This is a genomic window from Pantoea sp. X-Soil-ISGK-421 (assembly GCF_059730785.1).
The window spans coordinates 205,977-218,501 of sequence record NZ_AP035979.1; the positions used below are offsets into that span (position 1 = coordinate 205,977).

Annotated in this window: 11 protein-coding genes and 4 tRNA genes; 11 read left to right on the forward strand and 4 right to left on the reverse strand. The window is 54.3% G+C overall.

Features of this window, described 5'->3' with window-relative positions; genetic code table 11:
- Nucleotides 1-7 precede the first annotated feature (7 nt).
- From wecG to AC6I8K_RS00940, 5 genes are all read left to right on the forward strand, one after another.
- A complete protein-coding gene (gene wecG / locus AC6I8K_RS00920; protein WP_064738166.1) occupies nucleotides 8-742 on the forward strand; it encodes a lipopolysaccharide N-acetylmannosaminouronosyltransferase in 735 nt (244 codons plus the stop codon).
- A 159-nt stretch (nucleotides 743-901) separates the two neighbouring features.
- Nucleotides 902-978, forward strand: a tRNA-Arg gene (locus AC6I8K_RS00925).
- A gap of 92 nt (nucleotides 979-1,070) precedes the next feature.
- Nucleotides 1,071-1,146 (forward strand) — tRNA-His (locus AC6I8K_RS00930).
- A 16-nt stretch (nucleotides 1,147-1,162) separates the two neighbouring features.
- Nucleotides 1,163-1,249: transfer RNA gene (locus tag AC6I8K_RS00935), tRNA-Leu, on the forward strand.
- Between the two features lie 36 nt (nucleotides 1,250-1,285).
- Nucleotides 1,286-1,362: transfer RNA gene (locus AC6I8K_RS00940), tRNA-Pro, on the forward strand.
- Between the two features lie 585 nt (nucleotides 1,363-1,947).
- Here the strand turns inward: AC6I8K_RS00940 and hemY are convergent.
- From hemY to hemC, 4 genes are read right to left on the reverse strand one after another with little or no spacing between them, the layout of a single operon-like run.
- Nucleotides 1,948-3,144: a protoheme IX biogenesis protein HemY gene (gene hemY, locus AC6I8K_RS00945; protein WP_483816578.1), complete on the reverse strand. Its 1,197-nt coding sequence runs from the start codon at nucleotides 3,142-3,144 to the stop codon at nucleotides 1,948-1,950.
- A gap of 2 nt (nucleotides 3,145-3,146) precedes the next feature.
- Nucleotides 3,147-4,277 carry a uroporphyrinogen-III C-methyltransferase gene (gene hemX / locus AC6I8K_RS00950; RefSeq protein WP_064738164.1) on the reverse strand — a complete coding sequence of 377 codons (1,131 nt, stop codon included), beginning with the start codon at nucleotides 4,275-4,277 and terminating at the stop codon, nucleotides 3,147-3,149.
- Between the two features lie 23 nt (nucleotides 4,278-4,300).
- Nucleotides 4,301-5,041, reverse strand: a complete 741-nt coding sequence (gene hemD / locus AC6I8K_RS00955) for a uroporphyrinogen-III synthase (protein WP_483816580.1) — start codon at nucleotides 5,039-5,041, stop codon at nucleotides 4,301-4,303.
- Entirely contained in the window at nucleotides 5,038-5,979 is a 942-nt protein-coding gene (gene hemC / locus AC6I8K_RS00960; RefSeq protein ID WP_064738331.1) for a hydroxymethylbilane synthase, read from the reverse strand. Before hemC ends, hemD begins: the two co-directional genes overlap by 4 nt.
- Before the next feature lie 316 nt (nucleotides 5,980-6,295).
- On the opposite strand from hemC, the gene AC6I8K_RS00965 reads away from it, so the two are divergent.
- The 6 genes from AC6I8K_RS00965 (at nucleotide 6,296) to yigB (ending at nucleotide 12,370) form a co-directional block, all read left to right on the forward strand.
- Complete coding sequence (locus AC6I8K_RS00965; RefSeq protein ID WP_497826098.1) at nucleotides 6,296-8,857, forward strand: class I adenylate cyclase; 2,562 nt, start codon at nucleotides 6,296-6,298, stop codon at nucleotides 8,855-8,857.
- Nucleotides 8,858-8,990: 133 nt separating this feature from the next.
- Nucleotides 8,991-9,194, forward strand: a complete 204-nt coding sequence (lptM, locus tag AC6I8K_RS00970; RefSeq protein WP_497826099.1) for an LPS translocon maturation chaperone LptM — start codon at nucleotides 8,991-8,993, stop codon at nucleotides 9,192-9,194.
- Nucleotides 9,195-9,223: 29 nt separating this feature from the next.
- Nucleotides 9,224-10,048 (forward strand): diaminopimelate epimerase, encoded by an 825-nt coding sequence (gene dapF, locus AC6I8K_RS00975; RefSeq protein WP_483816581.1) that lies wholly within the window; start codon nucleotides 9,224-9,226, stop codon nucleotides 10,046-10,048.
- On the forward strand, nucleotides 10,045-10,749 hold the full coding sequence (locus AC6I8K_RS00980) for a DUF484 domain-containing protein (protein WP_064738160.1): 705 nt from the start codon (nucleotides 10,045-10,047) through the stop codon (nucleotides 10,747-10,749). Before dapF ends, AC6I8K_RS00980 begins: the two co-directional genes overlap by 4 nt.
- The gene (xerC, locus tag AC6I8K_RS00985) at nucleotides 10,746-11,654 is read left to right on the forward strand and encodes a tyrosine recombinase XerC (RefSeq protein WP_483816582.1); all 909 of its coding nucleotides are present in this window, start codon (nucleotides 10,746-10,748) and stop codon (nucleotides 11,652-11,654) included. Before AC6I8K_RS00980 ends, xerC begins: the two co-directional genes overlap by 4 nt.
- Nucleotides 11,654-12,370, forward strand: coding sequence for a 5-amino-6-(5-phospho-D-ribitylamino)uracil phosphatase YigB (gene yigB / locus AC6I8K_RS00990; protein WP_497826100.1), 717 nt, complete (start codon nucleotides 11,654-11,656; stop codon nucleotides 12,368-12,370). Before xerC ends, yigB begins: the two co-directional genes overlap by 1 nt.
- The last annotated feature ends 155 nt before the right edge of the window (nucleotides 12,371-12,525 follow it).

Genomic DNA, 12,525 nt, shown 5'->3' on the forward strand with positions numbered 1-12,525 from the left:
TCATACCATGCAAACCGAGAAGCCGCGCTATAGCCTGCGCGGAGTCGATCTTCACGCCTTCAACGATATGGCGAGTTTTTTGCGTTTTTTGCTGCCGGAGGGCAAGCCGCGCTGCGGCACGCTGGTGGCAATGAATGCCGAGAAAATGCTGACGCTGGAAGAAGACGCGCAGGTACGCGCGCTCATTGCTGAGGCGGAGTTCAAATATCCGGATGGCATCAGTATTGTTCGCTCATTGCGTAAGAAGTATCCCCAACTGCAGGTTAATCGCATCGCCGGTGCGGATCTTTGGGAAGCGTTGATGGAGTGTGCTGGGCGCAACGGCATTCCGGTGTTTCTGATTGGTGGGCGTCAGGCTGTGCTGGATGAAACTTGCGAAAAACTGCGTCGTCAGTGGAGTGTGAATATTGTTGGCAGCCAGAATGGTTACTTTGCGCCTGAGGATCGCGATGCGCTGTTTGCGCGCATTGCGGCCAGCGGTGCGCAGATTGTTACGGTGGCGCAGGGCTCGCCACGTCAGGAGCTGCTGATGCGTGATTGTCGCGCCCATTGGCCACATGCGCTCTATATGGGCGTGGGCGGCACGTATGATGTTTTTACCGGGCACGTTAAGCGCGCGCCGATTTGGTGGCAAAAATCCGGGCTGGAATGGCTGTATCGTTTAATCCGTCAGCCTTCGCGTTTGCGTCGCCAATTAAAGTTGCTCAAATATCTACGCTATCACTGGCGAGGCGATCTGTGAAATTGCTGGTTTTTCCAGCAAAAAGGATCGGGTAAGCGCCTCAAACTGCAGTCATTATCGATAGAATGCACAAAGCGTAATCAAACGCGTTTTTTTTATAAAAAAGGGCTGGACAGTATGAGGTCAAGCCCGTAGTATGCCCATCCGCAACGGCGCTACGCGCCCGTAGCTCAGCTGGATAGAGCGCTGCCCTCCGGAGGCAGAGGTCTCAGGTTCGAATCCTGTCGGGCGCGCCATTTAATTTGTGCGCAAGAGCTTCGGTGGTTGGTTTAACCGCGTTATGCAGTGAATTTAAGTAAGCGTGACACGCTTACGCACCAGAATTATGGTGGCTATAGCTCAGTTGGTAGAGCCCTGGATTGTGATTCCAGTTGTCGTGGGTTCGAGTCCCATTAGCCACCCCAGATTTTGCTCGGTCACGCGATGGTGGCGGAATTGGTAGACGCGCTAGCTTCAGGTGTTAGTGTTCTTACGGACGTGAGGGTTCAAGTCCCTCCCTTCGCACCAGGCAAAATTACGCAGTAGCGTTAAGAAGTAAAAAATCGGCGAGTAGCGCAGCTTGGTAGCGCAACTGGTTTGGGACCAGTGGGTCGGAGGTTCGAATCCTCTCTCGCCGACCATATTCGAAAAGCCTGCTTGAAAAAGCAGGCTTTTTTCGTTTGTACCCCACCTTCGCATTGTTAGTTCTCCCTCATATCTCCTTTGCGCTTAATTCTGCAGGTTGTCGCTATTCAGATACATATAACTCACTGATTAATATAGGAATGAAAATTCCTTGCATAGCTTGTCGCTCTGTGGAGACAGCTTCTCAGGCATTCGTCGCGATTTACCGACAGTGGCTAACACTCGGATCGCGGGGGATATTATATCTTGTTGATATAAAATAAATTATTGCGCGATCTGCAGTTTTGGCACGGCTTGTGCAATAATCTATCTGTAGATGCTCATTCCACCTCTTATGTTTGCTGATGCTACATAAACCTGGGAATGATGCAGAGCCCCTTACGGCATCCGTTGTCCAGCTGGCAGTATTTGCGCACGCTTTACTGCAGTAAGAAGGACATTACGTTGAGTCGGATGCCATCAGTTGTCTTAACGACCTGATCTTACACCTGCTTATGGCAGGTGTTTTTTTGTCTGCAGGTTATGACAGGCAAAAAAAAGCCGGGACGAGCCCGGCGTGCACAAAAGTAACAATCGTAAAATCAGGCGCTGGGATTAGTCTTCAGCGTAAGTAACAGGCCTTCGCGACGCATTTTGGCGGCGTCTTCCGGGCGATGCAGGCGGTCGTAGACATCGGCCAGCCAGGCATAATCAAACGCATCAGGGCGCTGAGCCAGCGCTTGCTGGAACGCTTCTGCTGCCTGCTGCCATTCACCATGACGCATCAGCATCTGTCCAAGCGTGCTATGCAACAGCGGCGTGGCGCCGTGCTGTTTAATTTGCTGACGCAGCGCTTTCTCCAGAGATTGCGGATCGCCACTCTTAATACGCGGCATCAATAGCACCAGACGATCGTCATACTGACGTTTCAGCCCGTCCAACACGATACTCTGCGCTGTATCCGGGTCGTCACACTCAATCAGATGTTCCGCCATCGCCACTTGCAGCGCGGTTTCCTGACGCGTTTTGCGGCTCTGACTCTGCCACCATTTTTTTAAACCGTCGCTGCCCTGGTCAGCCATAGCCTGATTCATCAGGCCCAGCCAGGCTTGCTGTTGCAGGGCTTCGCGTTGTACTTCATCGTTAATTTGCACTTTTTGCATTGAAGGCAAGATATCGAGCAGTGCGCCCCACGCGCCAGTACGAATGTAGGCTTGTTCTGCCAGACGCAACACTTCCGGATGGCGCGGCGCGACTTCCAGCAGGCGATCAACGCCGTGACGTGCAGCATGATCTTCGTTACGTGCCAGTTGCAGACGTACACGAGTGATTTCAACCGGAATGGTGTCGTTAACCGACAGCTCAGCAGCACGCTCCAGATGCTGATTAGCACGGATTTCGTCACCGCGTTGTTGCGCCGCTTCGGCAGCCAGCAAGTAGTTTGCCACCGGCTGATCGGCGTGATCGGCATTTTTCGACAGCAGTTTTTCTGCCTGTTTGAAATCGCCTTCCGCCAGCTTCATCAGCGCGCTTTGCGTATGGCGCTGCGCGCTACGACGCTTGCGGCCCGTGAACCAACCGCGCGTGCGTGCGCCGGTGCGGAATAAGCGACGCAGAATCCATTCCACCAACAGAATCACCAGCAAACTAAGAATCAAAATGATCGCCAGGCCAGTAACGCTGGTTTCAATGTTCCAGTTGTCGGTTTGGATCAGCACATAACCTTGATGACCTGCCACCATCGGTCCAACCACAATGCCCGCAATCAGCAGCAGGAAAAGCACCAATACTTTCAGCATGGTTAGCCTCCCTGTTGATCAGCAGCAACCGATGGCTGGGCCAGCAAATTACGCACGCGGGTTTGCATCAGTTTTTCCAGCAGCGGCTGGCTTTCCAGCGTATCGGGTACATCCATCGATATGCTTTGCTGGCTCAGCTCATCCAACTGAGTCAGGAAGGCTTTAGTCGCGGCATCGTTAGTGTCGTACCAGGCGCGCACCCAGGTTGATACCGCATCGATAGACTGTTTGTAAATCTCATCCTGATGACGTGGTACGGCTTGAGCCGCAATCAGCAGGCGCGAACGAATGTTTTCACGCAGGTAAACGTCTTGATTCGGCGCCAGCAGCGGCTGTGCGGTGTTATCGCGACGGCGGATGGTGATGAAATCATCCATAAAGTTGTGCCAGCTTTTCACAAGGTTTTGGCGCCACTCGTGCAGTGAACTGGAGAGCTCACCGCCATCGGCGTCCATGGGTGAATCATCGCTGTCGTTATCGGCCAGGCGCAGATTATCAACGCCGTTTGATAATTGATTCAGCTTGAGGATGGTGCCGTCATAATCAATCTGGCTGACGGCGGAGAGCGAACTGATATCCTGCGTCAATGCGCGACGCACGTTCATCACGCTCGGATCGTTCATGTCTGCCAGGCTGGTATCGGCACTTTTCAGTAACGCTGCCGCAGTGGTGACATCCTGATCGCTCCACAGTTTACGGCCCGCCAGTTTGACGAGGTAATCCGCCTGAGCCAGCAGCCAGGTACGCGTATCGTTACCGGAAATGGTCGCGACTTTATCACGCAAGGTTTCCAGCTCTTTGGCGCTGTTATCCTGCTGCGTACGGGTTTCCTGCAAAGCGCTGTTGGCGCTATCCAATTGCTGCGTCAGTTGCTGTTTATCGCTACCCAGTTGCTGCTGCAAGGCGCTCAGCTGCTCACTTAGATTCTGGTTTGTTTGAGCCTGTAAATCGGCCTGGTGTTTCCCATTAAGGTAAAGTCCCGCCCCAATCGCCAGCGCAATTACAATCGCCACTGCACTCAACACTTTGCCATCGCTCTTTTTATCGCGAGGTGGCTTAGTGGCTGGAGAGGGAGAATTGTCCGCTGGGGTGGTTTCTTCAACCATGGCGGAGGAGGCTTTTTGTTCCGTCATTATGGCTCATCCCATTGTTAAGTTCAGCGTAACGCGCGCAGCAGCGCATCGTTATCGGCACCATCGGCTACATCAATGTCCTGCCAGCCTAGTTCAGCGGCTTGTGTAGCCAAACGTTCACTGACGACCACAAGCCGACAGTGCAGTAACCATTCCCGTCGATCAATCGGCGAAAACAGAGAAAAGAGTTGTTGTAACATTTCACCGCTGGTAACTACCAGCGTTGTAATACCCCGGTCACGCCAGCGGCGGCCTTCAGTCGCGCCGTTGTAGTACTTTTCGCAGCGCTGATAACATTCGCAATACTGTACCTCCGCGCCGCGTTCAATCAGCGTTTCCGCCAGTAATTCGCGTCCCGGGCTGCCGCGCAGAATCAGCGCGCGTTTGCCGTTCACTTGCTGCAGGCGATTCAGACGCACCAGTTCTTCACTGGTCTCACGCGCATGAGGATAGTCTACTTTTAGATTACTGACGGTATGCAGGGCTAAAGCGGTGCTGCGGCCAATAGCATAATAGTTGAGGCCTTCAGGCCACGCAGTCGCGCTGTGTTGTAAAGCGGGTTGGGCGAAAGTGACGACCTGCTGCGACAGCAAAAACACCAGATCGCCCGGTTGTAGCGCGGCAAGTTGGTTTGGCAGATGAACAAGATCGCGACCCGGCGTGAATTCTATCAGTGGAAGGCTCCATGCCAGCTTGCCCAGGTTTCGCAAACGCGAGACCAGGTCTGTGGCAGCCGGTTCCGGACGGGTCACGAGGATGGTCATGCTGGCGGTTGACCTTGATAGACTTCACGCAGGATGTCGCGTGCGCCGCCATCAAGCAGCTCTTCAGCCAGCGAAATGCCCATTTTTTCGGCGTGATCGCGGGGGCCACGACGCTCGCCCACCACCATTTGATTGCCGTCCGGTGAGCCGACCAAACCGCGTAGCCACAGTTGATCGTCTTCCAGCACGGCGAAGCTGCCGATGGGCACCTGGCAACCGCCTTCCAGCCGCGTGTTCATTGCGCGTTCTGCACGCACGCACACGGCGGTATCGTCGTGATTCAACGCCTGTAGCAGCGTAATTAATTGTTCATCATCGACACGGCATTCAATGCCAACAGCACCCTGGCCCACGGCTGGCAGGGAAATCTCCGCAGGCATTGCCTGACGAATGCGCTCTTCCAGACCTAAACGCTTTAATCCCGCTGCGGCAAGAATGATGGCGTCGTATTCACCCGCATCAAGTTTACCGAGACGCGTGCCGACATTGCCGCGCAGTGAGCGAATCACTAAATCCGGACGACGGGCGCTGAGCTGACACTGGCGACGCAGGCTGGAAGTCCCGACAACCGCGCCTTGCGGCAGCTCATCAACACTGTTGTAACGATTGGAGACGAAAGCATCGCGCGGATCTTCACGCTCGCAAATAGTCACCAGACCAAGGCCTTCTGGAAAATCGATCGGCACATCTTTCATTGAGTGCACGGCAAGATCGGCGCGGCCTTCCAGCATTGCCAGTTCAAGCTCTTTAACGAACAGCCCTTTGCCGCCAACCTTTGCCAGTGGCGTATCAAGGATGACATCACCTTTAGTGACCATCGGCAGCAGCTCAACTTGCAGACCCGGATGAGCCGCCATCAGACGCTGTTGGACATATTGTGCCTGCCACAGAGCAAGGGGGCTTTGTCTGGTAGCAATTCTGAAAATTTTGTTTAACATGCTGTTAACCATTTTGATCGTTCATCGAATATCCTATCATTGATAGGGGAATGCTGTCAGTTTCAACGGATTGAAAAGGCCGCGATGTCAGACTGCTTCTGGATTTTGAGGGTCGCAGTTTAGAGTCGAAGTCTGAAAAAAGCAGGGCTACGGTCGGAACATGCTAAACTGTTAAGTAGCGCAACTTTCTTTACGGTCAATCCTCCGGGTGTTAGATTGATCACGTTTCCAGCAATTATTTGCCCAATATCTTTATTATTAAGCGGCAGAATTCGGAAACAGGGTGCTTAACACTGGGACAATCAGGCGAAACGTCTTGTACCTCTACATTGAGACACTGAAACAGAGACTGGATGCTATTAACCAGCTGCGCGTTGATCGCGCACTGGCTGCCATGGGACCTGCTTTCCAGCAAGTCTACAGTCTGCTGCCAACATTATTGCACTACCATCATCCGCTGATGCCGGGCTACCTCGAAGGTAGCGTTCCACACGGCGTCTGCCTCTACACGCCCGATGAAAATCAATTTCAACTGTTGCAGAACTTAGCGGGCGGTCAATCACTCGAACTCAACACTGCCGCAGCCGGCGAACGTCCGATTACCGGTATTTACTCAATGGGCAGTACGTCGTCCGTTGGGCAAAACAGCATCTCCGATCTCGACATCTGGGTGTGCCATCAGTCCTGGCTGGATAATGAAGAGCGCCTCAATCTGCAGCGTAAGTGTACGCTGTTGCAAAAATGGTGTGTGTCGATGGGTGTGGAAGTCAGCTTCTTCCTGATCGATGAGAACCGTTTCCGCCATAACGAAAGCGGCAGCCTCGGCGGCGAGGACTGCGGTTCTACCCAACATATTTTGCTGCTGGATGAGTTTTACCGTACCGCCGTGCGCATGGCGGGTAAACGCATCCTGTGGAACATGGTGCCTGGCGAAGAAGAGCATCATTACGACGATTACGTCATGTCGCTCTATTCACAAGGTGTGCTGACGCCAAATGAGTGGCTGGATCTCGGCGGCCTTGGCACGCTGTCGGCGGAAGAGTACTTCGGTGCCAGCTTGTGGCAACTCTATAAAAGCATCGATTCGCCGTACAAAGCGGTGCTGAAAACCCTGCTGCTGGAAGCCTATAGCTGGGAATATCCCAATACTCAGTTGCTGTCGATGGACATCAAACAGCGCCTGCACGATGGCGAAATTGTCTGCTTCGGCCTCGATCCCTACTGCATGATGCTGGAGCGCGTGACCCGCTACCTCACCAGCGTGGATGACATGGCGCGCCTCGATTTAGTGCGTCGATGTTTCTACTTAAAAGTGTGTGAAAAGCTCTCCAGCGAAGATCACCATCATCAGCGCACGGGCTGGCGTCGCGAGATTCTTTCGCAGCTGGTGAAAGAGTGGGGCTGGGATGAAGAGAAGTTAGCGGTATTGGATAACCGTGCGCAGTGGAAAATCGAACGGGTACGTGAAGCGCACAATGAGCTGCTGGATGCGATGATGCAGAGCTATCGCAACCTGATTCGCTTTGCACGTCGTAACAATTTAAGCGTCAGTGCCAGCCCGCAGGATATCGGCGTGCTGACGCGTAAACTGTATGCCGCTTTTGAGGCGCTGCCGGGTAAAGTCACCTTAGTGAACCCGCAGATTTCACCCGATCTGTCAGAAGAGAATCTCACCTTTATTCACGTTCCGGCGGGCCGCGCTAATCGCGCCGGTTGGTATCTGTATAACCAATCGCCGGACATGAGTTCGATCATCAGCCATCAGCCGCTGGAATATAACCGCTATCTGAACAAATTGGTGGCATGGGCGTGGTTTAACGGTTTGCTGACTAGCAAAACGCGTCTGCATATGAAAGGCAACGATCTGTGCGATCTGCCGCGGCTGCAGGAACTGGTTAATGATGTGTCGAGCCACTTCCCGCTGCGCGTGCCGGCTCCGACGCCGAAAGCGCTCTACAGCCCGTGCGAAATTCGTCACTTAGCCATTATCGTTAACCTCGAGCACGATCCCACTTCGGCGTTCCGCAATCAGGTGGTGCATTTTGATTTCCGTAAGCTGGATGTGTTCAGCTTCGGTCAGCAACAGCAATGCCTGATTGGCAGCATCGATCTGCTGTATCGCAACTCATGGAACGAAGTGCGTACGCTGCACTTCAACGGCGAGCAGGCGATGATTGAAGCGCTGAAGACCATTCTCGGCAAAATGCATCAGGATGCGGCACCGCCAGACACGGTAGAAGTATTCTGCTACAGCCAGCATCTGCGTGGCTTGATTCGTACCCGCGTGCAACAGTTGGTTTCTGAATGCATTGAGCTGCGCTTGTCGAGCACGCGTCAGGAACCTGGTCGCTTTAAAGCGTTGCGAATGGCGGGCCAAACGTGGGGCTTATTCTTCGAGCGCATGAGCGTGTCAGTGCAGAAGCTGGAAAACGCCGTTGAATTCTATGGCGCGATTTCTAATAACAAGCTGCACGGCTTGTCGATCAAAGTGGAATCGAACCAGACGCCGCTGCCGCCGGTGGTGAACGGTTACGCCAGCGAAGGCATTATTCAGTTCTTCTTCGAAGACACCAATGACGATCGCGGTTTCAACATTTACATCCTCGACGAAACCAATCGTGTTGAGGTTTACCATCATTGCGAAGGCAGCAAGGAAGAGTTGGTGCGCGACGTGAGTCGATTCTATTCGTCGTCACATGACCGTTTTACTTACGGCTCCAGCTTTATCAATTTCAACCTGCCGCAGTTCTACCAGATTGTGAATACTGGCGAACGTTTCCAGGTGATTCCTTTCCGCAGCCAAACGCTGACGCAGCTCTGCGCCACGCAGCCTGACAACGACAACGGCGACTTCCAGCCGCGCTACCAAATGTATTGATCCCGCTCGCGTTCGCGCGGCGGGATGCGCTGTTACTCTGACCTGCCGCAGGAAATGCGGCTATTTCCTGTTGCTTTTACAACGTCAACTGCGATGATAAGCAACCATGGCTTAAGGACAGAAGAGCAGAAGAATGATACGAGTGATAAGTCAGCTGGGTGTAGCGCTGGCACTGGTCAGCCTGGTAGGCTGTGGCCTGAAAGGACCGCTATATTTCCCGCCGAAAGATCAGCCAAATAAGCCGAAACAGCAGGTCACCGAGCAGCAGCAAAAAGCCGCTCAGGATGCTGATGTCGGTGGTTTGGTCACCAGCAAGCCTGGTTCGCAGGCAAACTAAACTCTATGAGTAATCCGGCGGAGCAGAAAATGCAGTTCTCAAAAATGCACGGTCTCGGCAACGACTTTATGGTCGTGGATGCTGTGACGCAAAACGTCTTTTTTTCGCCGGAACTGATTCGCCGCCTGGCGGACAGAAATCTGGGGATCGGTTTTGATCAGCTCCTGATCGTCGAACCGCCCTACGATCCGGATCTCGATTTTCATTATCGCATTTTCAATGCCGATGGCAGCGAAGTCGCGCAGTGCGGTAATGGCGCACGCTGCTTCGCCCGCTTTGTGCGTCTGAAAGGGTTAACCAACAAAAACGACATCCGCGTCAGTACCCAGACCGGCCGCATGGTGCTCAGCGTCACCAATGACGAGCTGGTGCGCGTCAATATGGGCCTGCCCAACTTCGAACCGCAAAGTGTGCCGCTACGTGCGAATAAAGCAGAGAACCTTTATTTGCAGCGTGTTGCCGAGCAAACCGTGATGTTTGGTGCGGTATCGATGGGCAATCCGCACTGCGTGATTCAGGTGGAAAGCGTGAAAACCGCGCCGGTGGAAACGCTCGGTCCGGAGCTGGAAAGCCACGAACGTTTCCCGGAGCGCGTCAATGTTGGCTTTATGGAAGTAGTCAATCGTGAACATATCCGTCTGCGGGTGTACGAACGCGGTGCAGGCGAAACCCAAGCCTGCGGCAGCGGCGCATGCGCGGCGGTGGCGTGTGGCGTTCAGCAAGGTATTTTGGCGGAGAATGTCCGCGTCGATTTGCCAGGCGGCACGCTGCATATTGCCTGGAAAGGGGAAGGGCAACCGCTGTATATGACCGGTCCTGCCACACACGTCTACGATGGGTTTATTCATCTATGAAAAATGTCGAAGAGCAAACCGAAAATGAGGTTTTGCTGGACGATCAATCGGTAAGCGCATTTCTGCGTCAACACCCCGATTTCTTTATTCGCAATGCGCGCCAGGTTGAGCAGATGATGGTGCCGCATCCGGTGCGCGGCAGCGTTTCGCTGGTGGAGTGGCATATGGCGCGTCAGCGCAACCACATTCAGCAGTTGGAAGAGGAGATCACGCTGTTGATGGAGCAAGCCACGGCTAACCATCAGCTGTTTGATCGCCTGCTGGCGCTGCAGGGCTACCTCGCCGCCGCAGACAGCTTGCAAGAGATGCTTACGCGTCTGCATCGCTGGGCGCGCGAACTGGGTCTGGCGGGTGCGCATGTGCGGGTATTCAATGATAAATGGCACATTGGCGCGCCATCGGATTTTACCCAACTCGGTTTGTCACGTCAGGCATTTGAACCGCTGCGTATTCAGCGCTTCGGTAATGAACATCACTATCTTGGTAGCCTGAACGGCCCGGAATTGCTGCTGCTGTTGCCGCAGGCCAAAGCGATTGGCTCGGTAGCGATGTCGCTGATGGGTGAGCGCGGTGAATTGGGCGTATTGATGTTTACCAGTCGCGATAATCAGCATTATCAGGCGGGCATGGGCACGCTGCTGCTGCAGCATCTGGCACAAATGCTGCCGGATTTGCTGTCACGCTGGATTGAACGCGCATGAGTAACGCCAGTCCGCTGCTGCCGGCCGTGGATGACTTTCTGCGTTATCTGAAGGTTGAACGCCAGCTCAGTCCGCTGACGCAAAAGAATTACCAACGGCAATTGCAGGCGATTATGGCAATGGCTGATGAGATGAAGCTGACGAGCTGGGCGCAACTTGAACCCGCGCAGGTGCGCAGCCTGGCGGCACGCAGTCGCCGTGGCGGCTTGGGCGCCAGCAGCCTGGCGCTGCGTATGTCGGCGCTGCGTAGTTTTCTCGACTGGCAAGTCCATCAAGGCATGTTGAGCGCCAATCCCGCCAAAGGGATTTCCACGCCGCGTAACGCGCGCCATCTGCCGAAAAACATGGATGTCGATGAAGTTAACCAATTGCTGGAGATCGACCTCAACGATCCGCTGGCGGTGCGCGATCGCGCCATGCTGGAAACCATGTACGGCGGCGGATTGCGTCTGTCCGAGCTGGTGAATATGGATTGTCGTCACATGGACTTAGACGCTGGCGAAGTACGGGTGCTGGGTAAAGGCAGCAAAGAGCGCCGCGTGCCGATTGGTGGCACCGCGGTGACGTGGATCCAGCATTGGTTACCGTTGCGCGATAGCTTTGCGCCGCAGGATGATGCGGTGTTTGTCTCCAGCCGCGGCAGCCGTATTTCAACGCGCAATGTGCAGAAGCGTTTTGCCGAATGGGGCATTAAGCAAGGCGTTGCCAGCCATATTCATCCGCATAAATTGCGCCACTCATTTGCCACGCATTTGCTGGAATCGAGCGGCGATCTGCGCGCGGTGCAGGAACTGCTCGGTCACGCCAATCTGGCGACCACGCAAATTTACACCCATCTGGATTTCCAGCATCTGGCTACGGTTTATGATGCGGCCCATCCGCGTGCCAAACGAGGAAAGTCTTAATGAAGTTTTATCGTCCACTCGGCCCGATCAAAGCGATCACCTTTGATCTCGACGACACGCTGTATGACAACCATCCCGTGATCCGTAAAACCACCGCCGAATCGCATGCTGCATTGCAGGCGTATCATCCGGCGCTGCGTGAGTTTACCCCAGCGGATTATCAGGCGCTGCGTAATGAATTGCTGGCGCGCGAGCCGGAAATTTATCACGACGTGTCTGAATGGCGCCGCCGTTCGGTGGAGCTGGCACTGCTCAATGTTGGCTTATCGGCAGCGGAAGCGACTGCCGGTGCCAGCGACGTAATGAGCGTGTTCCATCAGTGGCGCAGCGAAGTGACGATGCCGGAAGAGACGCATCAAACACTGACGTGGCTGGGCGAGCGCGTGCCGCTGGTGGCGATCACCAACGGCAATGCCTGCCCGGAAAAACTCGGTATCAACCACTACTTCCAGTTTGCATTGCGTGCTGGTCCGCACGGTCGCGCTAAGCCGTGGCAGGATATGTATCATCTGGCCGCAGAGCGGTTAAACATCGCGCCGCAAAACATTCTGCATGTTGGAGACGATCTCACCACCGATGTCGCCGGTTCGCTGCGCGCGGGCATGCAAGCCTGCTGGATCAACCTGCGCGCAGGCAATCTGATGAAGATTGATGATGCGCGTGTGCTGCCGCACGTGGAAATTGATCGGTTGGCATCTTTAACCTCGCTGCTATAATCCACACATGTAAATATATACAGCGGTATCCCTCGCTCTTCGATTTGCCGTAGCGTTGGCTGCGCGCGTTCACCCCGGCCACTTACTCATGTAAGCGCCCGGGGATCCTCGCACTGGCCGCTTTGCTGCAAATCGAATGATTTTGGATACCGTCA

What these genes read in the sequence shown, in the direction of transcription:
- wecG (WP_064738166.1), top strand. Translation starts at nt 8, where the DNA reads ATGCAAACCGAGAAGCCGCGCTATAGCCTGCGCGGAGTCGATCTTCAC.
- hemY (WP_483816578.1), bottom strand. Translation starts at nt 3,144, where the DNA reads ATGCTGAAAGTATTGGTGCTTTTCCTGCTGCTGATTGCGGGCATTGTG.
- hemX (WP_064738164.1), bottom strand. Translation starts at nt 4,277, where the DNA reads ATGACGGAACAAAAAGCCTCCTCCGCCATGGTTGAAGAAACCACCCCA.
- hemD (WP_483816580.1), bottom strand. Translation starts at nt 5,041, where the DNA reads ATGACCATCCTCGTGACCCGTCCGGAACCGGCTGCCACAGACCTGGTC.
- hemC (WP_064738331.1), bottom strand. Translation starts at nt 5,979, where the DNA reads ATGTTAAACAAAATTTTCAGAATTGCTACCAGACAAAGCCCCCTTGCT.
- lptM (WP_497826099.1), top strand. Translation starts at nt 8,991, where the DNA reads ATGATACGAGTGATAAGTCAGCTGGGTGTAGCGCTGGCACTGGTCAGC.
- dapF (WP_483816581.1), top strand. Translation starts at nt 9,224, where the DNA reads ATGCAGTTCTCAAAAATGCACGGTCTCGGCAACGACTTTATGGTCGTG.
- AC6I8K_RS00980 (WP_064738160.1), top strand. Translation starts at nt 10,045, where the DNA reads ATGAAAAATGTCGAAGAGCAAACCGAAAATGAGGTTTTGCTGGACGAT.
- xerC (WP_483816582.1), top strand. Translation starts at nt 10,746, where the DNA reads ATGAGTAACGCCAGTCCGCTGCTGCCGGCCGTGGATGACTTTCTGCGT.
- yigB (WP_497826100.1), top strand. Translation starts at nt 11,654, where the DNA reads ATGAAGTTTTATCGTCCACTCGGCCCGATCAAAGCGATCACCTTTGAT.